Consider the following 26,452-nt stretch of genomic DNA (forward strand, 5'->3'; position numbering starts at 1 on the left):
CGACGGAAGCGAGGGGTGAGGCGGAGGCGGCATGGCGGAACGTCGTGGGCGGAATCGGTGGCGCCGGGGCATCGCGGTGCTCACGGTGGCCGTCGTGGCCTTGCTGATGAGTGCCCCGCTGCCCGCGAACGCCCAGATCCGGCCACGCGGTGCGGGTACGGAACGGCCGATCGGGCCGGAACCGGTGTATTCCGGGCTGGCGCACGGTGGCATCACGATGGCCGCCAACTCCGTCGTGCAATGCGGCGTCGGCGTGGTCTGCAACGAGTCCACGAGCAACGCGAGCCCGGTGTCGTGGATCAAGACCGACCCGGCCGCGCCGGGGAACACCGCCTCCGCGGCGAGCCTGAACGTCCCGGCCGGCGCGAAGGTGCTCAACGCCCGGCTGTACTGGCAGTTCAACCCGGTCGCCAGCAGCGGCACCTCCGGCGACGGGAACCGGGGCAACCAGGTCTCGATGAAGACCCCGGGTTCCGCCACCTACCAGCGGATCACCGCCGAAACCTACGACTGGTTCCCCGCGACCACCACGGGCGGTTTCCCGACCCTGTACGCCTATGGTGGCGCCGCCGACGTCACGAACCTCGTGACCGCCGCCGGGACCGGGCAGTACACGGTCGCCGACATCCAGGCCTGCCAGGGCCAGTCGATCAGCGGGACGAACCTCGGCTGCTGGGGTGGCTGGTCACTGGTGGTCGCCTACGAACTGCCCAGCGAGCCGCTGCGCTACCTGCAGGTGTGGGACGGTTTGCAGCGCGTCGCCGGCGGTAGCACGCCGAGTTCGGCGACCATCGCGCTGAGCGGCATCAAGGCGCCGACCTCGCGCCAGCCCAACGTCGAACTCGGCATCGTCGCGGGTGACGGCGACGCGCCCATCACCGGCGACTACCTGCAGGTCGGCCCGAACGCGGCCGGCCTGCAGACCATCGCGATGCCCGCGCCGGGCGGCGTGGCGACCAACAACGCGTTCAGCAGCCGCATCGACAGGGTCACGGCCACCGGGTCGGGCACGAACGTCACCTCGCGCGAGCCCAATCCGGTGAACAACGTCGGCTACGACGCCCGCAGCATCGACATCACCGGCAAGGTCCCCGCGGGGACCACCGCGCTCGAAGTGAAGATCGGCACCGTCGGCGACGCGTTGTACCCGCAGACGATCTGGCTCGTCACCGACGCGCTCGAACCCGACCTCCAGATCACCAAGGCCAACGACCCGGTCGGCAACACCGACGACAACCCGCCGGGCTACGTCGCCAAGGGCGGCGAGATCACCTACAGCTTCGACGTCGCCAACCGCCACGCCGACGGCAGTGTCACCGATCTCGACACCGCGACGAACGTGGTGCTCACCGACACCCTGCCCGACGGCGTCACGTTCGTGGCCGGGTCCAATCCGAACTGTTCGGCCGCCGGTCAGCTGGTCACGTGCACCCTGCGGAACCTGAGGCCGGGGCAAGCGCAGAAAGTGGACTTCAAGGTCAAGGTCGGCGCCTCGGTGCCGGACGGCACCAAACTCGACAACACAGGCAAAGTGACCTTCCGCGGCGAGGACACCGGACGGCCGCAGGACCGCACGTCGAACACGGTGCGGAACACGGTCGCCTCGCCGGGATACCAGCTGACGAAAACGGTCGACCTCGCCGAGGCGATCCCGGGCGACACCCTGACCTATCAGGTGACCGTGCGGAACACCGGCGTGATCCCCGTGCCCGCGTTCACGGTGCGCGACACCTTGCCGCCGAGGACGACCTACGTTTCGTCCACTCCTTCGAAGGGCACCGCGTCCGGTACCGGGCCGATCGAGTGGGCCGTGAACGGCCTCGCCGTCGGGGAGACGGCCACGTTGACGGTGCGGGTGAAGGTCGAAGAGTCCGCCATCGGCAAGGAACTGGTGAACCGCGCGAACGTCCCGATCGGGCCGCCACCGGTCGTTCCGCCGGACAACCGCTGCCCGGACGATCCCGCCGCCGCGTGCGCGAAGACCAAGGTGCCGTCACCGTCGTACACGGTGACGAAGACCGCGGACAAGGAATCCGCGAACCCCGGTGACGTCGTGCGCTACAAGGTCACTGTCGCGAACACCGGAAAGGTGACCGCGGCGGACCTCAAGGTCGTCGACGACCTGACCGGCGTGCTGGACGACGCGGTCTACCAGAACGACGCCACCGCGTCGCCCGGTGCGGTGTCCTATGTGGACCCGAAACTGACCTGGACCGGGACGCTCGCCGCGGGGATGAGCGCGGAGTTCACCTACACGGTCAAGGTCAAGAGCCCGAACAGCGGTGACAACCGGCTGAAGAACGTGGTGACGACGGAGACCCCGGGTGGAAATTGCCCGCCGGGTTCGACGGATCCGAAGTGCGGGACCACGACTCCCGTATCGGGTCTGCTGATCGAGAAGACCGTGGACAAGCAGTCGGCGAATCCGGGCGATGTCGTGAAGTACACGGTGACCGTGCGGAACACGGGACAGACGAAGCTTTCCGGTGCGACGTTCACGGACGATCTCACGCAGGTGCTGGACGACGCGGACTATCAGAACGATGGTGCGGCGACGATCGGCGGTGTGGAGTATGCGGCGCCGAAGTTGACGTGGACCGGTGACCTCGAAATCGGCGCCACGGCGACCGTCACGTACACGGTGAAGGTCAAGAGTCCGAACACGGGCGACAATGTGCTCAAGAACGTGGTGTCGTCGGAGACGCCCGGTGGTAACTGTCCGCCGGGTTCGACGGATCCGAAGTGTGGCACGACGACGCCGGTGTCGGGTCTGCTGATCGAGAAGTCGGTCGACAAGCAGTCGGCGAATCCGGGCGATGTAGTGAAGTACACGGTCACGGTGCGGAACACGGGGCAGACGAAGCTTTCCGGTGCGACGTTCACGGACGATCTCACGCAGGTGCTGGACGACGCGGACTATCAGAACGACGGTGCGGCGACGGTCGGTGGCGTGTCGTATGCGGCACCGAAGTTGACGTGGACCGGTGACCTCGAAATCGGTGCCACGGCGACGGTCACGTACACGGTGAAGGTCAAGAACCCCAACCCCGGTGACAAGAAACTGTCCAATGTGGTCACGTCGGAGACTCCTGGTGGAAATTGCCCGCCGGGTTCGACGGATCCGAAGTGTGGGACCACGACGCCGGTGTCGGGTCTGGTGATCGAGAAGACCGTGGACAAGCAGTCGGCGAATCCGGGCGATGTCGTGAAGTACACGGTGACGGTCAAGAACACCGGTCAGACGAAGCTGACCGGTGCCACCTTCACCGACGACCTGACGCAGGTGCTGGACGACGCCGACTATCAGAACGATGGTGCGGCGACGATCGGCGGTGTGGAGTATGCGGCGCCGAAGTTGACGTGGACCGGTGACCTCGAAATCGGCGCCACGTCGACAATCACGTACACCGTGAAGGTCAAGAATCCGAACACCGGCGACAATGTGCTCAAGAACGCGGTGTCGTCGGAGACGCCAGGCGGGAACTGCCCGCCGGGTTCGACGGATCCGAAGTGTGGCACGACGACGCCGGTGTCGGGTCTGCTGATCGAGAAGTCGGTCGACAAGCAGTCGGCGAATCCGGGCGATGTAGTGAAGTACACGGTCACGGTGCGGAACACCGGTCAGACGAAGCTTTCCGGTGCGACGTTCACGGACGATCTCACGCAGGTGCTGGACGACGCGGACTATCAGAACGACGGTGCCGCGACGATCGGTGGCGTCACCTATGCGGCGCCGAAGCTGACGTGGACCGGTGACCTCGAAATCGGTGCCACGTCGGTGGTGACGTACACGGTGAAGGTCAAGAATCCCGCCCCGGGCGACAAGAAACTCATCAACACGGTCACGTCGGAGACACCGGGCGGGAACTGCCCGCCGGGTTCGGCCGATCCGAAGTGCGGGACCACCACGCCGGTGTCCGGTCTGCTGATCGAGAAGTCCGTGGACAAGCAGTCGGCGAATCCGGGCGATGTCGTGAAGTACACGGTGACCGTCACCAACACCGGCCAGACGAAGCTGACGGGTGCGACGTTCACCGACGACCTCACGCAGGTTCTCGACGACGCGGACTACCAGAACGATGGTGCGGCGACGGTCGGTGGTGTCACGTATACGGCACCGAAGTTGACCTGGACCGGTGACCTCGGCGTCGGTGAGACGGCCAAGGTGACCTACACGGTCAAGGTCAAGAACCCGAACACCGGCGACAACCGGCTCAAGAACGTGGTGACGTCGGAGACGCCGGGCGGGAACTGCCCGCCGGGCTCCACGGATCCGGACTGCGGCACGGAAACCCCGGTTTCGGGCCTGGAGATCAAGAAGACGGTCGACAAGCAGTCGGCGAATCCGGGCGATGTCGTGAAGTACACGGTGACGGTCAAGAACACCGGCCAGACGAAGCTGACCGGTGCCACCTTCACCGACGACCTGATCCAGGTGCTCGACGACGCCGTTTACCGGAACGACGGAGCGGCGACGATCGGCGATGTCACGTACGCGGCGCCGAAGCTGACGTGGACCGGCTCGCTGGAGATCGGGCAGACCGCCACGGTCACTTACACGGTCCAGGTGAAGAATCCGGGCGACGGCGACAAGAAGCTCGTCAACGCCGTCACGTCCGAGACCCCGGGCGGGAACTGCCCGCCGGGCTCGACCGATCCGGACTGCGGCACGACCACCCCGATCTCCGGGCTGCTCATCAAGAAGACCGCCGACAAGAAGTCGGTCGACCCCGGCGACACGGTGAAGTACACGATCACCGTCACCAACACCGGGCAGACCAAACAGGACGGCGCCACCTTCACCGACGACATGACCGAAGTCCTGGACGACGCCGACTACCAGAACGACGGTGCGGCGACCATCGGCGGCGTCACGTACGCGGCGCCGAAGCTGACGTGGACCGGCTCGCTGGAGATCGGGCAGACCTCGACCGTCACGTACACGGTCAAGATCAAGAACCCGAACCCCGGCGACAAGAAACTGTCCAATGTGGTCACTTCGGAGACACCGGGCAACAACTGCCCGCCGGATTCGACCGACCCGAACTGTGTCGCGGACGTGCCGTCCCGCGAGCTGACGGTCAAGAAGACGTCGGACAAGCAGACCGCGAACCCGGGTGATGTCGTCACCTACACCGTCGTCGTCACCAACACCGGCAAGGTCGACCTGGTCGGCGAAGACGCCGCACGGGTCACGGACGACCTGTCCGAGGTGCTCGACGACGCCGACTACGCCGACGACGCCACGGCGGCCCCGGTCGCCGGGAAGTTCGCCTTCACCGCGCCGAACCTGGTGTGGGCGGGCGATCTCCCGGTGGGTGCTTCGACCACGCTGAAGTATTCGGTGAAGGTGAAGAACCCCGTGACCGGCGACCACGAACTGCGGAACACCGTCAGCACCAACACGCCGGGCACCTGCCCGCCGCAGTCCGACGATCCCGCGTGCTCGACCGTCACTCCCGTTCCCGGCATCTCCCTGGAGAAGAAGGCGGACAAGGCCACGGCGAACCCGGGCGACGTCGTGAAGTACACGGTGACGGTGCGCAACACCGGCAAGACGAAGCTGACCGGTGCGACGTTCACCGACGACCTCACCGAGGTGCTCGACGACGCCGTGTTCCAGAAGGACGGTACGGCGACGATCGGTTCGGTGACCTACGAGGAACCGAAGCTGACCTGGACCGGCGATCTGGAGATCGGCCAGACGGCGACGGTCACCTACAGCGTCAAGGTGACCAAGACCGACGGCGACGGCAAGCTGACCAACGTCATCACCACCGACACTCCGGGTGGTAACTGCCCGCCGGGCAGCAAGGACCCGAAGTGCGGCACGACGACACCGCTGTCTAGCCTGAAGATCAAGAAGACCGTGGACAAGGCGGAGGCGAAACCGGGCGAGGTCGTGACCTACACCGTCACGGTGGAGAACACCGGACAGGCCACAGTGGACGACGCGACGTTCACCGACGATCTGACCCAGGTGCTGGACGACGCCACCTTCGACGGCACGGCGAAGGCCAGCACGGGAGCGGTCACTTACTCCGCGCCGAAGCTCACGTGGAAGGGCGTGCTCAAGCCGGGGGAGAAGGCCACCGTCACCTACGCCGTCACCGTGCGGAAGCCGGCGACCGGTGACCACCGCCTCCGCAACGTCGTCACGTCGGACACCCCGGGCGGCAACTGCCCGCCGGGTTCGGCGAACCCCGACTGCGGCACCGACACCCGGGTGCCGCCGGAGCCTCCGACGCCGCAGCCGCCGGACAAGCCGAACCCGCAGCCGCCGAACACCCCGCGTCCGCCCGGGCTGGCCGTGACCGGCTCACCGGTGAAGACGATGACGGTGCTGGCGCTGGGAATGCTGGCCATCGGCGCGCTGTTGCTCCTCGCCGGACGGAGGCGCCGGGAGTCCTGATCGAGCCGCGGTGCCCGGCCTGAGTCCGGGTTGGTGTGAAGGTCGAGTTTCCTCGGCTGAGCCGAAGCCTCCCTTCGTCGCATCGGACGCGGCGAAGGGAGCCTTCACCCCACCACCAGCCTCACCCACGAACACGACACGTTTGCCCTTCTTCTCAGTGCCCGGGCACCGCGATCAGCGCTTCGACCTCGACGACCAGTTCCGGCTTCGCCAGCGCCGCCACCACGATCAGCGACTGGGCGGGCCAGTCCGCTTCCGGGTACCAGCGGGTGAAGGTCTCGCGCATCGCCGTGCGGAACCCGGCGAGGTGCTCGGTGCCGGAAAGCATGCTGAACACCTTGACCAGGTGTTCCGGTCCGGCGCCCGCGGCTTCGAGAAGCCGCTCGAGGTTGGCGAGCAACGCCCGGGTCTGGGACTCGGCGTCGGGCCCGGCGAGTTCGCCGTCGGGTCCGACGCCGATCTGGCCGGACACGACGACGAGCTCGTGATCGCCGGGAACGCGGACCAGATGGCTGTACGGGCCGATCGGCGCCGCCACGGTCTCCGGATTCCAGCGCTGGATCATCGGTCCCCTCTCGTCAACCAAGGAAATCGCCTCCAAAGTACCGATGATTCCGGGCCGCGGCGGGAGTCTCACCTCCTGACAACGACGACTGGAGGGACTCCGGATGACGGATTCAGGAACGAAGACCGAGCTCTGGCCGCTGATCCACGCCGAGCGGGCGGCGCTGGCGGACGACCTGGCGGTGCTCACCGAGGAGCAGTGGAGAACACCGTCGCTGTGCGCGGGGCTTTCGGTGCGCGAGGTGCTCGCGCATCTCACCTCGGCCGCGACCCTCACGCCGCTGCGGTGGCTGGCGGGCGTGATCCGCTGCCGGTGGGACTTCGACAAGCAGGTCGCCATGCGGCTGGCCGAGCAGATGGGCGACGACGGCGCCGAGACGCTGGAGCGGTTCCGCGGCGTCGTCACCAGTACGACGAAACCGCCCTTGCCGAAGCCGGCGATGCTCGGCGAGACGATCGTGCACGGCGAGGACATCCGTCGTCCGCTCGGCATCCGCCGTGATCACCCGATCGACGTCGTCACCGCGCTGGCCGAGTACTACCAGGGGTCGGACCTGGTGGTGGTGGCGAAGGGGCGCATCGGCGGGCTGCGGTTGCGAGCCACCGATGGCCCCTTCGACACCGGGACCGGTCCGCTCGTCTCGGGCACGACCTTGGCGCTGATCATGGCCATGACCGGACGGGCGGCCTACCTCGACGAACTCGGCGGCGACGGGGTCCCGATCCTGAGGGAGCGTGTCCTTTCTCAGGACTGAGACTCGAGGGGCAGGCCCGCGCCGGCCCAGTCCTCGATGCCTTCCCGGTACTTGCGGACGTCGGTGTAGCCGAGGGCGGTGAGCCGGTCGGCGACCTGGCCGCTGTTCGGGCAGGCGGGGTTCGAGCAGTAGGTGACGATGGCGGCGCCGCGATCGGGCAGCACGGTCGCGGCGTGCGCGTCGACGTCGGCGAGGACCAGAGGAACGGCGCCGGGCAGATGCTGCTTGGCGTAGTACTCGCCACCCAGTGCGTCGACCACCGTCACGGTCTTCGCGTCGATCGCGGCCTTCAATTCGTCACGGGTGATGAGTGCGGTCATGTCGCTACCTCCAGTTAATCGGACTATAGTCCGGATGTGCCTCGCGACCATAACGGACCGCAGTCCGCTTCTGCAACCTCCCTGGAACTCCTGCGCACTCCGCCGCCCAAGGAGCGCGCCGACGCCGCCCGCAACCGGGCCGCGATCCTGGACGCGGCGGCGGCACTGTTCGCCGAGCACGGCGTCGAAGCGGTGTCGATGGATCAGGTGGCTGCGGCCGCGGGCGTGGGCAAGGGCACGCTCTTCCGCCGCTTCGGTGACAAGGCGGGGCTGGCCGTCGCGCTGCTGGACGCGCGGGAACGCCTGCTCCAGGAGGGAATCCTGCACGGCCCGCCTCCACTGGGCCCCGGCGCGCCGCCGGTCGAACGGCTCGTCGCCTTCGCCGACGCGTACGTCGATTACGTGCTCGAACATCTGCCGCTGGTGCGGATGTCGGAGACCGCCGCGCCGGGGGCGCGCTACCGCATCGGGGCCTACCGGTTCTGGCACCGGCACGTCGCGCTCCTGCTCGACGGCACACCCGACCCCGAGCACGCCGCGCACGCCCTGCTGGCCCCGCTCGCGGCCGAACATCTGACCGCGTTGCTGCCGGAACTGGGGGAGGACCGCGTCCGCGCCGGGATCACGCGCCTGTGGCGGCGGGCCGGATCCCAGTAGGGTGTCGGCGAGACCCGGGAGTGTGTCGATGAAGGTGGAGAGCCGGAGGTACCGGACGGCAAGGCAGGCCGTGCCGGCGCTGCTCGCCGCCGTGCTGACCGCGCTCGGCCTGTTCCTCGCGCTCCACACGGGCGGTTCCGCTTCGGCGGACGAGCCGAGCGGGTCGGACACCACAGTCGGCTCCTCGGCCTCCAACGCCGTCGCGCCGGTGCGCGCCGCGGGCAGGCTCGCCGCCGAACCGGCGCTCCTGGGTGTGCACGGTCACGGTGACCTGCCTCTCTTCGGCACCGTCCCGCACGGGCCGGCGTCCACGACGCTGCTCCGCCTCAGCGAACTCCACGACGACGTCACCCCTCCCTCGCGCGCGGCGAACCGCCTCGCGCTGGGGGATCGCGCTCCTCCTCTCCCGGCAGCCGTCTGACGCTGACAGGCGCGCGTCCGCGCGCCCGAACCGGGAAACCCTTCGAGGAGAAGACTTCGTGCCGCGCGAAACCGCGCGGCGAGGCATGACCGGGCGAGCCGTCGTCTCGCTGGTCGTCCTCGCCGCGACCGTGTACCTGTTGCTGACCACCGCCCCGCGCCTGGGGCTCGATCTGCGTGGTGGCACGCAGATCGTGCTGGAGACCAAGGATTCGCCCACCGTCACCGCCGACGCCCAGACCACCGACCGGACGCTCGAGGTGCTGCGCCGCCGGGTCGACGCGCTGGGCGTCGCCGAGCCGATGCTGGCCCGCTCCGGCGACAACCGGATCATCGTCGAACTGCCCGGCGTGCGGGATCCGCGCGAGGCCGTCGAGGTGATCGGACGCACCGCGCAGCTGTCCTTCCATCCCGTGCTCGCCGCCGGCGCCGCCCCCGCCGACTCCCGCGTCCTCAACGACGAGAGCGGGCAGCCGATCACGCTGGGCCCCGCCGCGCTGACCGGTGAAGGCGTCGACGAGGCACTCTCGTCGGTCGATTCGCAGGGCGGCGGCGGGTGGCTCGTTTCGGTCGACTTCAAGGGGGACGCCGGTCGCTCCTGGGAGCGGCTGACCGGGCAGGCCGCGTGCTCGCCGCCGGGTGATCCCGCCCGCCGGGTGGCGATCGCGCTCGACGACAAGGTGATCTCGTCGCCGCAGGTGAGCCCGCAGGTCGCCTGCGGGGTCGGGATCGTCGGCGGGAGCACGCAGATCACCGGGCAGTTCTCGCCCGCCGAAGCCAAGGATCTGGCGCTGCTGATCAACGCGGGCGCGTTGCCGACGCCGGTCGAGATCATCGAGCAGCGGACCGTCGGGCCCACCCTCGGCGCGGCCGCCATCGACGCCAGCGCCCGTGCCGCCGTGATCGGCCTGGCACTGACCGCGCTGTTCCTTCTCGCGGTGTATCGCCTGGCCGGGCTGATCGCCGTCGGCGCACTCGTGGCGTACGCTGCCGTGTCCTATGCCGCGCTGCTCGCCGTCGGCGCGACACTGACCTTGCCGGGTCTCGCCGGGTTCGTGCTGGCGATCGGCATGGCCGTCGACGCGACCGTGCTCGTCTTCGAAAGGGCGAGAGAAGAACACTCCGTCAAACGGGGAGGTTCCCTGCCGCGGTCGGTCAGCCGCGGGTTCAGCGGGGCGTTGTCGGCGATCGTCGATTCGAACGTGACCACCCTGCTCGCCGCGGGACTGTTGTTCTGGCTGGCGTCCGGCCCGGTACGCGGATTCGGGGTGACGCTGTCCATCGGTGTCGTCGTGGCGTTGTTCATCTCGCTCGTGCTCACGCGTCTGCTGCTGCACCTCACGATGCGGGGCGTGGTCGCGCGCAAACCGCGGCTGTCCGGGCTCACCCACGAGGGCCGGGTCCGGCGGTGGGTGAACCGCCGTGATCCCGGATTCCTCGGGAAACCGCGGCGCTGGCTGATGGTCGCGGGCGCGGTCGTCATCGCCGCGATCGCGGGACTGTTCGTGGCGGGACCGAACCTCGGCGTCGAGTTCACCGGTGGCCGGGTCATCGAATACAGCACCTCGGCGCCCGCCGACGTCGAACGGGTCCGGGACGCGGTCTCCGACGCCGGATTCCCCCGCGCCGTCGTGCAGACGTCCGGGGAGAAGGACATCTCCGTCCGCACCGAGCCGATCGACGAGGACGCCACCGAACGGATCCGGACCGCCGTCGCCGGGGTCGCGGGCGACGCCACCGAGATCCGCGACGAGCAGATCGGCCCGAGCCTCGGCGCCGAACTGCGCTCCAAGGCGATGCTCGCGCTCGGCCTCGCGGTGCTGGCGCAGCTGATCTACCTGGCGGTGCGGTTCGACTGGCGGCTCGGCGTGGCCACGGTGGCCGCGCTCGCGCAGGACGTCTTGATCATCGTCGGGATCTTCGCCTGGCTGGGCAAGTCCATGGACGGTGTCTTCCTCGCCGCACTGCTGACGGTGATCGGTTACTCGGTCAACGACTCGGTTGTGGTCTTCGACCGGGTGCGGGAGGTACGAGGGCAACGCCGCAAGGAGCCGTTCTCGCGGGTCGTCGGCACGGCGGTCCTGCAGACGCTGCCGCGGACGATCAACACCGGGATCGGGGTGCTGTTCGTCCTCGGGGCGCTGCTGTTCCTCGGGGACGGATCGCTGGCCGACTTCGCCCTCGCGCTCCTGCTCGGCCTCGTCGCGGGCACTGTGTCCACAGTGGCCACTGCCGGTCCCGTCGCGATCCTGCTCGACAAGCGGTGGCCAGGGGCCGGGCGTCCCGTCCGGAAGGCGTCGCCCACACGACAGCGGGACGACAACGGCGCGGTGGTGTGATCGACGTTCCTTTGTGGACCGCCGCGCTCGGTCCGGCCTCTAAGCTCGTTCCCGGTGGCAGGGGAGTCCACCGGGAACGAGGGGCGGGGAGATGATCCAGAGCGTGCTCGTCGGCGCGGTCGTCGTGCTGGCCTGGACGATGACCGCGGCCAGGCTGGAGCGGTGGCAGATCACCGCGCCGATGGCGATGGTGGCGGCCGGGCTGGCGATCGGGTTCAGCACCCGCAACGACCTCGGCAACGGGCTCAACACCGAGATCGCGCTCAACGCGGCGGAACTGATCCTCGCGCTGCTGCTGTTCGTGGACGCCACCGCGGTCAAGGGCGGCTATCTCGGCCACGACGCCAAGACCGCGGTGCGGCTGCTGCTGATCGCGCTGCCGCTGACGATCCTGATCGTCATGGGTGTCGGCCTGCTGGCGCTGCCGGGCCTCGGCTGGGCGGCGGTCCTGCTGATCGCCTGCATCATCGCCCCGACGGACTTCGCGCCGGCGACGTCCGTGGTGCACGACGTCCGGGTGCCCGAACGCGTGCGGCATCTGCTGAACGTCGAAAGCGGCTACAACGACGGCGTCGTCGCCCCGGTGTTCATCTTCGCGCTCACCCTCGCGGGGAGTCACCACCAGGCGAACACGCCGGGCGAGGCGCTGCAGACCGCGATCCCGGCGGCGCTGCTGGCCGTGCTGGCGGGCTCCGTGATCGGCGCGGTGGCCGCGGTGGCGATGAACGTGACGGCCAAGCACGGCTGGTCGACCCGGCATTCCGCGCGGGTCGCGGCCGTCGCCCTGCCGCTGCTGACCTACACCGCCGCCGTCGCGATCGGCGGCAACGGCTTCGTCGCCGCGTTCATCTGCGGGATCGCCTACAAGACCGCGCGGCATCCCGGCGAAGACGAAGTCGGGCTCGCCGAGGACGTCAGTTCGCTGTGCGGGCTGCTGATGTGGTTCGTCTTCGGCAGTACCGCGGTGCTGGTGCTGTCCTTCGGCCTCACCTGGGGCATCGTGCTCGTCAGTGTCGTGGCGCTGACCGTCGCGCGGCTGATCCCGGTGCTGCTCACCTTGCTGCGGACGGACTTCCGGTGGCGGGACCGGATGACCATCGGCCTGCTGGCCCCGCGCGGCGCGGCGTCGATCGTGTTCGGCCTGCTCGCCTTCAACTCACTCGACGGGGACGCGGCGGACGTCGCGTTGAGCGTCATGGCGGTGACCGTGCTGCTGAGCGTCGCCGCGCACGGTTTCGGGGCCTCCGCGTTCCTGAACCGCAAGTCGAAGAGGACGTGACCACGGTCAGCCGCTCATCGCCTTCCTGATGGCCGCTTCGAGTTCCTTCACGTGCTTGGAATTCATGCCGCCGTACGTGAAGGTGTTCATGTCGACCTTGTCGGCGTACATGGGTACGTCTTCGACGATCGCCTTGGACGCCCCGTTCACGTCGAAGACGAGCATTCCCGGCTTGAACGCCGTCGGCGGGATGTTCTTGATCCCGCTGATCTTCTCGACGGTGAACGTGTGTTTCTTGTCGTTGAGCCCTTTCAGCGCGGCCTTGATCGTGATCGTCCGGCCGCTGAAGCTGATGGAACGACGTCTGGCGTGGATGTGCACGAACCCTCCCCTGGGCGCGAAAGAAGGCACTCTAGAAGAGCGGAATCGGGAGAAGTGGCCGCCGTTTCCGAACCGTTATCGGCTCAGCCGCCCGCCGTCTCCACGTCGTCCACGGTCAGATCGTGCGGTGCGGCACTGGTCCACAACGCCTCCGCCTCGCCGAGAAAGGTCCGGTACGCCGCGCCGTCCGCGGGCTGCAGCACGAACTTCGGCTCACCCGCGGCCTGATAGGTGTAGTACTCGGCGAACAGTGCCGAGCCGGTGACGATCACTCCCGTGGCGACGGGGTGCGCGACGAGCCGGACCGTGAGGTCGCCACCGGTCGAGCGTTTCAGTTCGGCCAGCACCCGCAGCGTGTGGAGGACCCGATCCCGCGCGCTTTCCGGTGACCGCACGGCGTGATAGCGGGAGGCCGCGGTGTCGATCGCGGGCGAATGCGGGTCGATCAGCACGAACCGGATCTTGGCGCCGGCCCGCAATCGTTCTTCGAGTCTGCCGTAACTGTTGTTCACCAGGGTGTTGCGGGCCATCCCGGTGACCAGGAGTTCGTCCGTGCCATCGATCGCCTCGGCGAGCGCGGGGCCGAAGTCCTCGCTGAACACCGGGCGGCGCGCCCGCGCGACCTGGTCCGCGGGGGACAGCGGCCAGGGTGTGCCGTCCTCCCACAGCCGTTCCGCCTCGTCGGCGAAGTGCCGGTACCAGGGAGCGTCCTTCGGTTCCACTGTGAACACCGGCGCGGCTTCACCGCTCGGCCGGTATTCGTAGTGCTGCACGCAGATCAGGCCCCGTTTGCCGGAGACGTCGAGGCAGTTGAAACCCGCGGACGAGATCCGCGACGACACCCGGATCTCCAGCCTGCCGCCGGTCCTGCCCTTCAAGGAGGTCAGCTCGTCCAGGGTCGCCAGGATCCGCTGCCGCAGCCGCCCCTGCCCGAGACTCTGGGAGATCCGGCGATCGGCGATGGCGACGAGCTCTTCGTCGGTCGGATCCAGCACCAGCACCCGGATCCGTCCGCCCGATTCGAGGATCGACCGGATGTCGCTGCGCATCCCCTGCACGGTCCTGGTCATCGAATGGCCGATGAGCAGGATGTCGAACGCCGCCGCACGCCGGGAGATGAGATCCGCGGGGAATTCCGGTTCGAAGAACGACGCCGGACCGCCCCGGTTGGAGTCGCGGACCTGTTCGGTCAGCCGTCGCGAGCGGATCTGGGAGAAGGCGAGCAGTGCCAGCAGCGCCGTCACCACGGACGAAAGCGTTTTGACGTCCGAGATCCCGGTCGCGCCCAGGACGGTGAACGCCAGTGCGACGGTGCCCAGTACGTACAGATCCAGGTTGTCGTCGGTGATCACGCGCGCCAGCGATCGCCGGATCCGTCCACGCTCCGCCACTGAACCCCCTCGTCGTCGGTTCCGAGGTGACGATATCGGCCGGAGCCCTGGCGTGTCCTGGATTCCTGACATCGATGGCATCGCCGAACCAAGCGATACGAAGCCATTTGGCTCAATCGTTTGTCTGGTCCAGTCCAGTTATGTCTACTAACGTAGAGGGATGGAGCTGGAACTGCGCCACCTGCGCATCATGTGCGCGATCGCCGAACTCGGGAGTATCACCAAGGCGGCGAACACGCTCGGAATGGCGCAGCCTGCACTGACAGCACAACTGAAGCGCATCGAACGGACCCTCGGCGGGAAGCTGTTCCTGCGCGACCACACGGGCACCCGGCCGACCGCGCTCGGCCTCCTCGTCCTCGACCGGGCGAAGATGGTGCTCCCCGCCGTGTCGTCGCTGCACGACGAGGCGGCGCGGCTCGCCCAGCACGCCGGCACCGGTGAGCCGGTGACCCTGCGGCTAGGCTCGGCGACGGGGCCGATGCTGGGGGCGCTCCTGCAGCGCCTCGGCACCACTCATCCCGACATCCATGTCGCCACGCATACGTCTTGGTCGGCCAACAAACTCGCGGACATGACCGCCGAAGGCGCGCTGGACTTCGCCTTCGTCGGCGTCTGCGGTGACGCCGCGCCACCGCCGGAGCCCGGCCTCCGCTGGCGGACGCTCGCGCATCATCCGGTGTTCGTGCTGATGTCGGCGCGGGACGAGCGTGCGCAGCGGCCCGAAGTCGAACTCTCCGCGCTCGCGAACGAACGGTGGTGCGCGACGCCGGGTGACGGATGTTTCGGCGACTGTTTCGCCTCGGCCTGCGCGAGATCGGGGTTCACGCCGCGCTCGTTGTACGAAACCGATGTGCTGACCTGCATCGAGATGGTCGAATCGGGACACGCGGTGGTGCTGTGCCAGCCGCTGTTCCACGAGATCCCGGGCATCGTCGCGGTCCCGATCGCGGGGAATCCGCTGAGCTGGCGGAATCTCGTCGGCTGGTCGGAGCGCGGAGAGATGGGTCCCTTCGCCGCGGAGATGATCGCCCTGTCCCGCGCGGTGTACGGCGAGCTGATCGACCGGCGGCCGACCTACTCGAAGTATCTGGAGTTGAACCCGGGGTACGGCGTGGACTACACGGACGCCGGGATGCGCTGACCTGCGCGGAAACGATCGATAGGTCCAGTCCACTGGGTGGATATGACCTAAATGGTATGTACCATTTGCAGCAGGTGCCTCGTACGGTCTGGACGAGATCTTCTTCCGGAACGCGGTGAGGAAACGCCTGAAATGAACCGAAAGATCGTAGCGGCCGCCGCGGCGGCCCTGACCGGCGCGGGCCTGGTCACGGCCATCGCGCTGACGCCGAGCGCCAGCGCCGGCCAGAACGTGCCTGCCGCCGACCAGGCCCGGTCGGAGATCGTCGCCGCTTTGGCGCGCGACCTGAAGATCAGCCCGGATCAGGCGAAGAACCGCCTCGACGGCGAGCAGAAGGCGGCTCGCGCCGACAGCGACCTCAAGTCCCGCCTCGGCTCGTCCTACGCCGGATCCTGGCTGGACGCGGCCGGGACCACGCTGACCGTCGCGGTCACCGACGCGGCGCTGGAGGGTGTCGTCCGTGCGGCGGGCGCGACCCCGAAGACGGTCGCGCGGAGTGCCGCGCAGCTCGACGCGGCGAAGCTGTCGTTGGACGCCAAGGGAACCGCCGCTCCGAAGACCGTGCCCGGCTGGTACGTCGACGCCACCACGAACTCGATCGTGGTGCTGGCCAACGCCGGTGGCGAGGCGGCCGCGAAATCGTGGGCGACCGCGGCGGGCGTGGGTGCCGACGCGGTGCGGGTCGAGACCAGCGCCGAAAGCCCGGTTCCGCTGATCGACGTCATCGGCGGCAACGCCTACACCTTCGGCTCGGGCCGGTGCTCGATCGGTTTCTCGGTCGAAGGCGGCTTCGTGACCGCGGGACACTGCGGAACCACGGGAACGCGGACCTCGAACCCGAGCGGAAGCGTCGCGGGCTCCAGCTTCCCCGGCAACGACTACGGGTGGGTCCGCGTGGACGCGGGCAACACCCCGCGTCCGCTGGTCAACCGCTACCCGGGCACCGTTCCGGTGGCGGGTTCGCAGGAGGCCGCGATCGGCGCGTCGGTCTGCCGTTCCGGTTCCACGACGGGCTGGCACTGCGGCACCATCCAGCAGAAGAACGCGTCGGTGAATTACCCGCAGGGCACCGTTTCCGGCCTCACCCGGACCAACGCCTGCGCCGAGCCGGGCGACTCCGGTGGTTCGTGGCTCGCGGGCGACCAGGCGCAGGGCGTCACCTCCGGTGGCTCCGGCAACTGCAGCTCGGGCGGCACGTTCTACTTCCAGCCGATCTCGGAGATCCTGAGCGTCTACAACCTGCGCCTGGTGACCTCGGGTTCGAACCCGCCCTCCAGCACGACGCCGACCACCACGACGTCGAACAACCCGCCCGGTGGAACCTGGGCGGCGGGCACCACCTACGCCGTCGGCGCGACGGTGACTTACGGCGGTGCCACCTACCGGGCCCTGCAGGGCCACACCGCACAGGCAGGTTGGGAGCCGCCGAACGTCCCAGCGCTTTGGGCGCGCGCCTGACCGCCTAGCCGTCCGGGCCACACGCAGGGGTGCGCCCGGACCGACCGCCCCCGACGTCGTCCGTGCGTCGGGGGCGGTCCCTCTTCGCGGCGTCAGTCGCGTGACGGGACGCGGAATTCGCGTGATCGGAGACGCAACTCGCGTGATTGAAGGCGTAACTCGCGTGATCATGCGAGTTACGGGGTCAGTGCAGGACTTTCAGGCCCACGACGCAGGCCACGATCCCCACGATCAGCAGGATCCGGGCCAGCGAAACGGTTTCCGCGCCCGACCACATGCCGTACGCGACGGTGAGAGAAGCCCCGATCCCGACCCAGACCGCGTAGGCGGTGCCGACGGGGAGATCCTTCATCGCGTACGCGAGACCCACCATGCTGGCGACCAGGGTCACGCCGAAGATCACCGACGGTACCGGCCGCGACAGCCCTTCGGATTTGCCGAGGGCGGTGGCCCACACGGCTTCCAGCACACCCGAAACGATCAGGACAAGCCACGACATGACGCGCTCCCAGAGTGCCGTCTTGTCGCTGGCCGGGTACGGCACCCACTCGTCCGGGGACCTCGATCACGAGGTTCCACGACCAGGATGGCACACCGCCGCGCGGGGTGCCCGCGGGTTTGACGAGAGTCACCACCCGGGGAGCGGCGCCAGGTTCAGCCCGCCAGCAGCGTGCGAGTCGTCCTCGCCACCAGGTCGACGGTGCGCGGCGGCGGCGCCTCGCCGCGGTCGAGATGCCGCCGCACCGCCGCGTAGGGGAGGTCCACCAAGGCGAGCATCAGCTCGTCGGTGCTCCGGCCGGTCAGCGGGCGCAGCCGCCGCAGGACCTTGGTGATCGCCACGTCGAGGCGGCGGTTCGCGTCGTCGACGCGGGCGCGGTCTTCGGCGCTCCAGTCGTCGACGCCGAGCGCGCTGTCACCGCCGTAGAGCAGCTTCCCCTCGGCGGGATGGGCGCGGCACCAGCGGACGACCTGCGCGGCGGCCTCGACGGCGGCTTCGGTGACCGGTTCCTGCTCGAGTGCTTCGAGGTAGCCCTGCTGGAAGCGGGTCACCGTGCGGAGCCAGACGGCGGCGAGCAGCGCCGGACGTCCGGGGAAGCGGTGGTAGATCGACCCGCTCGGCGCGCCGACCTCGCGGGCGACGGCCGACATGGTCACCCCGGCGACCCCTTCGGTGGCGAAGATCCGCACGGCGGCGTCGAGGAAGTCGTCGGCGGTGTGTCGCGGTGGCCGTCCCATTTTCAGAGACTATCCTCTATTATGGTTTTAGGGGAAGGTCTCTAGAACTGGGAGGCGCGATGCGCGTGTGGAACAGGCATCACCGGATCGTCGGCGTGGCACAGGAGCGGGCCGGCGCGCTGATCGACACTCTGTCCGCGGACGGCGACCGGCTCTGGCCCGTCGACGCGTGGCCGCCGTTGCGGTTCGACCGGCCGCTCGGGGTGGGGGCCGACGGCGGACACGGACCGGTGCGCTACCACGTGGAGTCCTACGAACCCGGAAGGTCCGTGCGGTTCAGGTTCAGCGCTCCTCGCGGCTTCGACGGATTCCACGAATTCACCCTGCGCGCGACGGAAACCGGGGAGACCGAACTCGCGCACCTCATGGTGCTGCGGCTTCGGCATCCGGCGTGGTTCACCTATCCGCTGCTGTGGCGGCCGATGCACGACGCGCTGCTGGAAGACTGCCTCGACCGTGCCGAGCGTGAACTCACCGGCACGGTCGAGAAGCCCGCGCGATGGAGCCTTTACGTCCGGCTCTTGCGGAGCCTGATCTCCGGCAAGAGGCCCTTTCGCTTGAGTACGAACAAAGTGCCGCCGATGAGCACGACGGCGATCAAGTAACCGAGCGCCAAGGACACGGCGCCGCCGTTCGCGGGCGGGAGCAGAACACCGAACACCGCGCTGACGACGGCAAGGATCCAGCGGCCGCGGTCGGTCGTCAGGCTCACGGCCAGCAGGGCGACCGTCCACAAGAGATACCAGGGCTGGACGACCGGCCCGAGGACCAGCATCGCGGCGAAGGTCAGTCCCGCGGCGTGGAGCGGGTGCAGCTTCTCGCGGTAGGTGAGCCACAGCAGCCTGGCGCCCACGGCGAGGCCGAGGAGAGCGCCGATCAGGGAGAACACCTCGATCGCGCCGTCGGTCAGGTCGGCCCCGAAGATCTTGCCCAGCCCGCCGACGAGGAAGCCGAGTTCGTTGGTGGGCGCCATCCAGCTGTGGACCTGGCCGGAAACGCCGGAAAGCACCCGAACCCAGCCGAAACCGAGCCCGCTGCCGAGTGAGATCGCCACCGTGACTGCGGCGAATCCGGCGGGCAGCCCGAGCGCCACCATCGCCCGACCGGCGGGAGTCGCCCGGCGGAACAGATCGACGCCGACGAACAGCAGGCCGGCGACCGCCACGATCTTGATGTTCGCGGCGGCGCTCACCGCGACCACGCCGGCGGCGATCAGCGCGGGCCGGGCCGCGCCGGTCTTCGCCGCGCCCATGAGGACGAGTTCCAGCCCGGCGACCATCAGGCCGACCATGAGCCCGTCGTTGTGCACACCCGCCACGACATGCCACAGCACGAGCGGGTTGAGCAGCGCCAGCCACAGCGCGATCGACGGCGAGACCCCGACGCGGCGGGCGAGCCGGGGGAGCGCCCACGCCATCAGCACGATCCCGATCAGCCCCAGCAGCCGGTGCAGCAGTACCGTCGGCACGAAGGCGTCCCCGGCGACGTGGGCGATCGTGCGGGCCAGCGCGACGAACGCGGGGCCGTAGGGTGCGGGCGTGTCCCGCCAGTAGTGGCTGACCGCCATCGTCACCGGCGAATCGGCGCCGAGTGCCTCGGCGGGCCCCACGAGATAGGTGTCGAATCCCTTGGCCGCGATCAGGCCCTGTGCCAGATAGCTGTTGATGTCGCCGCTGAACAGCGGGCGCGCGACCAGCAGCGGTGCGCACCACGAGACCGCGATCCAGTACAGCCGCCGTTCGGGCAACCCGGCGGCGAGCCGTCCGATGCCGAGCCAGGACAGCACCAGGGTGGCCATCCCGGTGACGCCCAGCGCCACCACCAGCACCGAGGGCAGGCCGATCCCGGACGTGACCAGCACCAGCACGGCGATTCCGAGGAAACCCGCCCAGTGCAACGCCGAGATGTTCAGCCCGGTCTTCTCCGGCGCGGGCAAGACGTTCTGCATGCGGCCAAACTACTCCAAGTGCGAAATCCGGTTCCGCCGATCGCACGGTAAACCGGCCGGGACGCTTCGGGGCCGCGTCCACCGGGTACCCCACGCGCTGGAGAGGCGGTGGTGGGCGTGAAGAAACGCTGGGTACGTCTCGGGGCGTTCGGCCTGGCCGGGCTCCTGATCGTCGCGGCGGCGCTGCAGATCACCGGGCTGCTGCCGAAGCTCGATCCGTTCGGAACGTCCACTGTGGACCGCTCGCAGCCCGCAGTGCTCCAGGCGGTCCGTGACCTGAGCCAGTATCACGCCGCGGTCGGTGACTACCAGGTCGTGGTCGACATCGAGAAGGACGTCCAGTGGGTGCCCGCGAGCATCGCCGGGGAACGCACCCTGTTCGTCGCGGTGGGCTCTGTCGACGCGTACGTCGACTTCGGGCCATTGGTGGAGAATTCGCTGACCGTGTCCGAAGACCGGCGATCGGTCGAGGTCCGGCTGCCCGAGCCGAAGCTGGCGAAACCCAATCTGGACAACGAACGCAGCTACGTCTTCGGCCAGGAGCGCGGCCTGATCGATCGGCTCGGCGCGCTGGTTTCCGTGCAGGACCAGCGGCCGTTCTACCTCGCCGCGGAGAAACGCATCGGTGAGGCCGCGCAACACTCCGGCCTGCTCGAGCGCGCCAAGAACAACACCAAGGCGATGCTCACGCAGCTGCTGCGGGGGCTGGGCTTCCAAGTCACCTTCGCGGCGGAACCGGCCACCTGACCCCTTGAGGATTCCGCGTCCGTGCGGAGCTCACCCCGCCGGTCTTGACCAGGTGGGCTCCTGCTGGTGGGCTGGCGAAGTCGACTGGGAGGCGCGATGGTGACGAAGCCGAGGGACAGCCTGACCTACAGCGAACCGATCGCGACCGGGGAGGTCACGATCGACACCGCACCCGAGCAGGTGTACCGGCTCGTCAGCGACCCGGTCGCGATGTCTGAGTGCACCGAAGAACTCCGCAAGGCACGGTGGATCCGCGGCGCGACCGAGGCACGCGTCGGGAACTGGTTCGCCGGCAGCAACCGCAACGGATGGCGGCGCTGGGTGACCCACGCCGAGATCGTCGAGGCCGAGCCCGCCCATCGGTTCGCCTACCGGGTGCGCACGCCGTTCTTCGTGCCGATTTCCCGGTGGGAGTACGAAATCGCCCCCGACGGCGAGGGCACCCGTCTCGTCGTCAAGAACTGGCTGCGGGTGCCGCGGTGGTTCATCCCGATCGCCATCCTCATCACCGGCGAGCCGGATCGAGCCGGGACCAACCGGGCCAACATCGCCGCCACCTTGGAGCGGGTGAAGGCCCGGCTCGAGGGCCGGGAATGGCACCGCTGACGGAGCGTGAGTGGTGATGAGGTTAGGGGTAACCGGGTCTTGAGTACCTACTGCGAGTGCACGGATGGCGGTTTCGCGTGCTTGGACGGACGACACGCGTGATCGTGCGGACGACTCGCGGCGGAGCCCCGGTCGAGGTCGTGTCGTCCGTCCAATCACGCGTGTCGTCCGATCGGTCACGAGGCCCGACCCACTCGGTACCGGGTTTCTTGCTCACCTGAGTACATGAAGGCCCCCTTCCTTGCGCCAGGCGCAAGGAAGGGGGCCTTCATGTACTGCCGGACCCGGGATCAACAGCGGCCGGGAGCCAGTCGGTACCGGTGCGCCAGCCTGGCCCGCCCGGCGAGACCTTCTGTCACCCACCCTCGAAGTTCTGCATTCCCCGGTTCTCCAGTTTGCGCATCACCGGGCCGGACAGCAGTCCGTGCACGAGCACCGAAACCGCGATCGTCAGCGCCGTCACCCGCCACAGCGAGTCGGCCATCGGGAAGTCGCCGTGCCCCAGCGCGTAGGAAAGGTAGTAGAGACTGCCGATCCCGCGGATACCGAAGAACGCGATCGCCGTCGCCGCCGGACGGGTGGTGGCTCCGCCGAGCAGGGCCAGGCCGCCGAACAACGGGCGGACGATGCCCACGGCCGCCACCGCCACCAGGACTTCGACGAGTCTCAGCCCGTCCAGTAGCCCGTCGCCCAGCGCGACGCCGAGACCGAGCAAGGCCAGCGCCACGAAGAGCCGTTCCAGCTGATCGCCGAATTCGTGCAGCACTCCGTGGTACTCGTGCGAGCGCTCGCTGGCGCGGATCGTCGCGGCCGCGGTGAACACCGCGACGAAGCCGATGCCGCCCAGCGCTTCGCAGAGCGCGAAGGGGAGGAACGCGATGGCCAGCACCACCAGGCCGTCGGAGTATTCGCCAAGGCGCAGCCTTTCGTGCCGCACCCGGAACATCAGCCAGGACAGCAACCGGCCACAGGCGAAACCGACCAGCACGGCGACCGCGAGCGGGACGACCACCTCGGTCAGCAGCCAGGGCACGGGCGACGGGCTCGCCGTTCCGGCCAGCACGAGGGCCAGCAGCACGAACGGCATCGCCAGGCCGTCGTTCAGCCCGGCTTCCGAGGTCAGCGTGAACCTGATCTCGTTGTCCGAACCCCGGCCGTCGTCGGTATGCGGCGCGGGCACCTGGACGTCGCTCGCCAGCACCGGGTCGGTCGGCGACAGCACGGCTCCCAGCAGCAGCGCGGCGGCGGGGGAGAGGACTAGCGCCCACCAGCCGAGCAGGGCGACCGCGCAGACCGACAGCGGCAGGGTGATCGCCAGCAGCCGCCAGGTCGAGTTCCACGACCGCCAGCCGAAGAGCCGGTCGGATTTCAGCCCCGCGCCGACCAGCGACACCAGCACGCCGAGTTCGGTGATCACTTCGACGGCGCCGACGTGCGACCGCGGGTCGAGCACACCCTGACCATAGGGATGTCCGAAGGGGAGCAGTCCGAAAACGAGCCCGCCCACCAAGAGGACCAACGGCATCGAAAGCGCGCGTTCGTGCAACAGGTTCGGCAGCACGGCGGCACACAGCGCCAGAACGCCTGCCCCGGCGAGCAAGATCTCCATTCGCGCGGAGTACCCAGGCCGCTCGTCCGGCAACCGGGCGGGCTTCAGCCGCCCACTTCAAGTCCTCTGTGGACTGTCAGGGTGACGCCCGCGGCCAGCCGGTACGGCCGCGTGTCCACAATGGCTCCGAGCAGCCGTCGCAGGCGGGAGACCTCGGCGCGGACGGTGACGAGGTGTTCGGCGTCGCCGTAGAGTGCCCGGCTGAGCGCCTCGGCCGAAAGCCCGGCCGTGCCCGCCGTGTTGAGGTGCACCAGGATCTCCGCGTGGCGGGGCGTCACGGTACGGACCCAGCCGACGTCGCCCGACGCCATCCGCAGCATCGGCGCGTGGCCGAGTTCGAGATCCAGCCGGACGCGGCGCGCGGTGTCGGCGGGGCGGACGAGCCAGCCTTCGGCCAGCCGTTCGGGCAGGCAGGCGCCGAGTCCCGGCACGGCGAGGATCTGGCCTTCCGCGGGCGCGGCGATCCGCGCGCCGGAGGCGACCCCGGCGGAGTGGGCCACCCAGCCGTCGTCGTCCACCAGCAGCACCGGGCCGCCCACGCCGGTCACCACCGGTTCGGCGGTCCGGCGCAACCGGTCGAGACCCTGCTGGTGGTGCCGCCAGAGTTCGGATTCGACCAGGCGCCGCCCGGTCTCCACCAACGCGCCGATCGCCGGGTGCAGCGTCAGCGCGGGACCGCTGACGTCGATCACGCCGAGCAGTTCGCCGGTGCGCGGATCGTGCACCGGAGAGGCGGTGCAGTACCAGGGATGCTGGCCCTGTTCGAAGTGTTCCCCCGCGAGCAGTTCCACGGGCGCGGCCTCGGCGAGCGCGGTGCCGATCGCGTTGGTGCCGACCCTGGTCTCGGTCCAGACGGCGCCTTCGGTGAAGCCCAGGGTGTCGGCCCGGCGCCGCACGGCGGGCGATCCCACCCGCCAGAGGATGATGCCGTCGGCGTCGGTCACCACCAGCAGCATGTTCGCGGTGTCGGCCGTCGCGCCGACCACTTGGCCGAGGTCCTCCACCACCAGCCGCAGCGGGGAGGCGCGGCGACGGCGGGTGACCTCGTCGAGCGGCACCGAATCCCGGGTGTTCACCCCGTCGGCGGCGAGCCCGAGGCTCAGCATCCGTGACCACGACCGCGACACCAGCGGGCGCGGCCGGACCCGCGGACGGCCGCCGCCGATCACGGCTTCGTGCATGCGGATCAGGTCCCGGGCGTGCATCGGCAGGTCGGCGCCGGGCGGGACCGAGCTGTGCAAGCTCACAGGCCACCTCCGCACCATCGCGTCGACTGACCAGCATAGGACCGCCCGCCGAGGCGCGCCAAGGCGCCGGAGGTGCAACACGCTGCAACCTTTGCCCCGGTACCCGCCTGAGGCGTGTGATCGGGGTAACAGCCGAACGCCGACGTTCAGGAGTGGCCATGACACAGACGGTGGACCGGATCGAGGCGACGGGCTCGCCGCAGGCTCGGGTGGACGCCTGGCTGAGCCGGTTCGAATCGGCCCTCGCCGCCCGCGATGTCGAAGCCGCCGCCGCGCTTTTCGCCGTCGACAGTTACTGGCGTGACCTGGTCGCCTTCACCTGGACGATCAAGACGGTCGAAGGGCGTGACGAGGTGGCCGGCATGCTCGGCGCGTGCCTCGACCGGATCGACCCGTCCGGGTTCCGGACGACCGAGACGCCGACCGAAGCCGATGGTGTGACCGAAGCGTGGCTCGAGTTCGAAACCGCGACCGGACGCGCGAAGGGGCACTTGAGGCTGAAGGACGAAGGCGCCTGGACGCTGCTGACGAGTCTGCGCGAGCTCAAGGGTTTCGAGGAACGTCGCAATGAGCAGCGGCCGAAGGGGGTCGAGCACGGCGTCGTACGCGGCCGGAAGTCCTGGGCCGAGAAGCGCGAGGAGGAACAGACCCGGCTCGGCTACGAGCAGCAGCCGTACGTCGTCGTCATCGGTGGTGGGCAGGGCGGGATCGCGCTCGGCGCCAGGCTGCGGCAGCTCGACGTGCCGACGTTGGTCCTGGAACGCAACGAACGGCCTGGCGATTCGTGGCGCAAGCGGTACAAGAACCTCTGCCTGCACGACCCGGTCTGGTACGACCACCTGCCCTACCTGCCGTTCCCGGACAACTGGCCGGTGTTCGCGCCCAAGGACAAGATCGCCGACTGGCTCGAGATGTACACGCGGCTCATGGAAGTGCCGTACTGGACCAGCACCGAGGTCACTTCGGCGTCCTGGGACGAGGAAAAGCAGCAGTGGCTGGTGACCGTGGTCCGCGAGGGTGAGGAACTGGTGCTCACGCCACGGCACGTCGTGTTCGCGACCGGGATGTCGGGCAAGCCGAATCTCCCGTCGTTCCCCGGGATGGACGTGTTCGAGGGCGATCAGCACCACTCGTCGCAGCACCCCGGCCCGGATTCCTACGCGGGCAAGAAGGCCGTCGTGGTCGGGTCCAACAACTCCGCGCACGACATCTGCGCGGCACTGTGGGAACACGGCGCCGACGTCACCATGGTGCAGCGGTCCTCCACCCACGTGGTGAAGTCGGATTCGTTGATGGAGCTGGGACTCAGTGACCTGTACTCGGAACGCGCGGTGCGGTCGGGGATCACCACCGACAAGGCGGACATGATCTTCGCGTCGATCCCGTACCGGATCATGCCGCAGTTCCAGATCCCGGTGTACGACGCGATCCGTGAGCGGGACAAGGACTTCTACGCGCGGCTGGAAGCGGCCGGGTTCCAGCACGACTGGGGCGACGACGGATCCGGCCTGTTCCTGAAGTACCTGCGCCGAGGTTCGGGCTACTACATCGACGTCGGCGCGTCGGAACTGGTCGCCGACGGGAAGATCAAGCTGGCCCACGGACAGGTCGACCACCTGACCCGGGACGCGGTGGTGCTGTCCGACGGCACGGAACTGAAGGCGGATCTCGTCGTCTACGCCACCGGCTACGGCTCGATGAACGGGTGGGTCGCCGATCTGGTCGGGCAGGAGACCGCGGACCTGGTCGGCAAATGCTGGGGCCTCGGCTCCGGGACCACGAAGGACCCCGGCCCGTGGGAGGGGGAGCAGCGCAACATGTGGAAGCCCACGCGAAAGGAAGGCCTGTGGTTCCACGGCGGGAACCTGCACCAGTCGCGCCACTACTCGCTTTACCTGGCGCTGCAACTGAAAGCGCGTTACGAGGGCATCCCGACGCCGGTGTACGGCCTCCAGGAGGTGCACCACAGGTCGTGAACGCCTAGAGGCTTCGGTACCGG

General features: G+C 68.9%; 21 protein-coding genes and 1 riboswitch. Of the genes, 12 read left to right on the forward strand and 9 right to left on the reverse strand.

Annotated features, from left to right (window positions below; all coding sequences use genetic code 11):
• The first annotated feature begins 31 nt into the window (after positions 1-31).
• Positions 32-6,412, forward strand: coding sequence for a DUF11 domain-containing protein (locus DMH01_RS35260; RefSeq protein ID WP_125682612.1), 6,381 nt, complete (start codon positions 32-34; stop codon positions 6,410-6,412).
• Positions 6,413-6,566: 154 nt separating this feature from the next.
• Here DMH01_RS35260 and DMH01_RS35265 read toward each other — a convergent pair whose 3' ends face one another.
• The gene (locus tag DMH01_RS35265; RefSeq protein ID WP_125682614.1) at positions 6,567-6,977 is read right to left on the reverse strand and encodes a RidA family protein; all 411 of its coding nucleotides are present in this window, start codon (positions 6,975-6,977) and stop codon (positions 6,567-6,569) included.
• Positions 6,978-7,080: 103 nt separating this feature from the next.
• Here DMH01_RS35265 and DMH01_RS35270 point away from each other — a divergent pair, with 103 nt between their 5' ends.
• Positions 7,081-7,731, forward strand: coding sequence for a maleylpyruvate isomerase family mycothiol-dependent enzyme (locus DMH01_RS35270; protein ID WP_125682616.1), 651 nt, complete (start codon positions 7,081-7,083; stop codon positions 7,729-7,731).
• On the opposite strand, the gene DMH01_RS35275 is transcribed toward DMH01_RS35270, so the two are convergent.
• A complete protein-coding gene (locus DMH01_RS35275) occupies positions 7,722-8,051 on the reverse strand; it encodes a rhodanese-like domain-containing protein (protein WP_125682618.1) in 330 nt (109 codons plus the stop codon). The two genes, DMH01_RS35270 and DMH01_RS35275, sit on opposite strands and share 10 nt — an antisense overlap.
• An 81-nt stretch (positions 8,052-8,132) precedes the next feature.
• Between DMH01_RS35275 and DMH01_RS35280 the strand changes: the two genes are divergently transcribed.
• From DMH01_RS35280 to DMH01_RS35295, 4 genes are all read left to right on the forward strand, one after another.
• Positions 8,133-8,708 (forward strand): TetR/AcrR family transcriptional regulator, encoded by a 576-nt coding sequence (locus DMH01_RS35280; protein WP_125683313.1) that lies wholly within the window; start codon positions 8,133-8,135, stop codon positions 8,706-8,708.
• Positions 8,709-8,736: 28 nt separating this feature from the next.
• Complete coding sequence (locus tag DMH01_RS35285; RefSeq protein WP_233621787.1) at positions 8,737-9,129, forward strand: hypothetical protein; 393 nt, start codon at positions 8,737-8,739, stop codon at positions 9,127-9,129.
• Between the two features lie 58 nt (positions 9,130-9,187).
• Positions 9,188-11,467 (forward strand): protein translocase subunit SecD, encoded by a 2,280-nt coding sequence (gene secD, locus DMH01_RS35290; RefSeq protein WP_125682620.1) that lies wholly within the window; start codon positions 9,188-9,190, stop codon positions 11,465-11,467.
• A 91-nt stretch (positions 11,468-11,558) separates the two neighbouring features.
• Entirely contained in the window at positions 11,559-12,746 is a 1,188-nt protein-coding gene (locus tag DMH01_RS35295) for a sodium:proton antiporter (protein WP_125682622.1), read from the forward strand.
• 6 nt (positions 12,747-12,752) lie between these two features.
• Here DMH01_RS35295 and DMH01_RS35300 read toward each other — a convergent pair whose 3' ends face one another.
• Together DMH01_RS35300 and DMH01_RS43390 are read right to left on the reverse strand one after the other, a co-directional pair.
• On the reverse strand, positions 12,753-13,067 hold the full coding sequence (locus DMH01_RS35300; protein ID WP_125682624.1) for a hypothetical protein: 315 nt from the start codon (positions 13,065-13,067) through the stop codon (positions 12,753-12,755).
• A gap of 83 nt (positions 13,068-13,150) precedes the next feature.
• Positions 13,151-14,458, reverse strand: a complete 1,308-nt coding sequence (locus DMH01_RS43390) for a hypothetical protein (protein WP_233621788.1) — start codon at positions 14,456-14,458, stop codon at positions 13,151-13,153.
• A gap of 160 nt (positions 14,459-14,618) precedes the next feature.
• Between DMH01_RS43390 and DMH01_RS35310 the strand changes: the two genes are divergently transcribed.
• The gene (locus DMH01_RS35310; RefSeq protein ID WP_125682626.1) at positions 14,619-15,602 is read left to right on the forward strand and encodes a LysR family transcriptional regulator; all 984 of its coding nucleotides are present in this window, start codon (positions 14,619-14,621) and stop codon (positions 15,600-15,602) included.
• Between the two features lie 132 nt (positions 15,603-15,734).
• A complete protein-coding gene (locus tag DMH01_RS35315) occupies positions 15,735-17,060 on the forward strand; it encodes an alpha-lytic protease prodomain-containing protein (RefSeq protein WP_125682628.1) in 1,326 nt (441 codons plus the stop codon).
• Between the two features lie 184 nt (positions 17,061-17,244).
• On the opposite strand, the gene DMH01_RS35320 is transcribed toward DMH01_RS35315, so the two are convergent.
• Positions 17,245-17,559 (reverse strand): multidrug efflux SMR transporter, encoded by a 315-nt coding sequence (locus DMH01_RS35320; RefSeq protein WP_125682630.1) that lies wholly within the window; start codon positions 17,557-17,559, stop codon positions 17,245-17,247.
• A gap of 11 nt (positions 17,560-17,570) precedes the next feature.
• A riboswitch (guanidine-III (ykkC-III) riboswitch) is annotated at positions 17,571-17,639 on the reverse strand.
• 75 nt (positions 17,640-17,714) lie between these two features.
• Positions 17,715-18,296 (reverse strand): TetR/AcrR family transcriptional regulator, encoded by a 582-nt coding sequence (locus tag DMH01_RS35325; protein ID WP_125682632.1) that lies wholly within the window; start codon positions 18,294-18,296, stop codon positions 17,715-17,717.
• A 59-nt stretch (positions 18,297-18,355) separates the two neighbouring features.
• Between DMH01_RS35325 and DMH01_RS42820 the strand changes: the two genes are divergently transcribed.
• The gene (locus tag DMH01_RS42820) at positions 18,356-18,901 is read left to right on the forward strand and encodes an SRPBCC family protein (protein WP_158633278.1); all 546 of its coding nucleotides are present in this window, start codon (positions 18,356-18,358) and stop codon (positions 18,899-18,901) included.
• On the opposite strand, the gene mptB is transcribed toward DMH01_RS42820, so the two are convergent.
• Positions 18,805-20,244 carry a polyprenol phosphomannose-dependent alpha 1,6 mannosyltransferase MptB gene (mptB, locus tag DMH01_RS35335; protein WP_125682636.1) on the reverse strand — a complete coding sequence of 480 codons (1,440 nt, stop codon included), beginning with the start codon at positions 20,242-20,244 and terminating at the stop codon, positions 18,805-18,807. The genes DMH01_RS42820 and mptB overlap by 97 nt on opposite strands.
• Before the next feature lie 111 nt (positions 20,245-20,355).
• On the opposite strand from mptB, the gene DMH01_RS35340 reads away from it, so the two are divergent.
• The gene (locus tag DMH01_RS35340) at positions 20,356-20,991 is read left to right on the forward strand and encodes a DUF4230 domain-containing protein (protein WP_125683317.1); all 636 of its coding nucleotides are present in this window, start codon (positions 20,356-20,358) and stop codon (positions 20,989-20,991) included.
• Between the two features lie 96 nt (positions 20,992-21,087).
• Positions 21,088-21,597 (forward strand): SRPBCC family protein, encoded by a 510-nt coding sequence (locus tag DMH01_RS35345; protein ID WP_125682638.1) that lies wholly within the window; start codon positions 21,088-21,090, stop codon positions 21,595-21,597.
• 355 nt (positions 21,598-21,952) lie between these two features.
• Here the strand turns inward: DMH01_RS35345 and DMH01_RS35350 are convergent, their stop codons facing one another.
• Complete coding sequence (locus DMH01_RS35350) at positions 21,953-23,206, reverse strand: sodium:proton antiporter (protein WP_233621789.1); 1,254 nt, start codon at positions 23,204-23,206, stop codon at positions 21,953-21,955.
• 44 nt (positions 23,207-23,250) lie between these two features.
• On the reverse strand, positions 23,251-24,453 hold the full coding sequence (locus DMH01_RS35355; RefSeq protein ID WP_125682642.1) for a GAF domain-containing protein: 1,203 nt from the start codon (positions 24,451-24,453) through the stop codon (positions 23,251-23,253).
• Positions 24,454-24,611: 158 nt separating this feature from the next.
• On the opposite strand from DMH01_RS35355, the gene DMH01_RS35360 reads away from it, so the two are divergent.
• Positions 24,612-26,429, forward strand: coding sequence for an NAD(P)/FAD-dependent oxidoreductase (locus tag DMH01_RS35360; RefSeq protein WP_125682644.1), 1,818 nt, complete (start codon positions 24,612-24,614; stop codon positions 26,427-26,429).
• Positions 26,430-26,452 lie beyond the last annotated feature (23 nt).

Source organism: Amycolatopsis sp. WAC 04182 (genome assembly GCF_003947465.1).
Lineage (GTDB): Bacteria > Actinomycetota > Actinomycetes > Mycobacteriales > Pseudonocardiaceae > Amycolatopsis.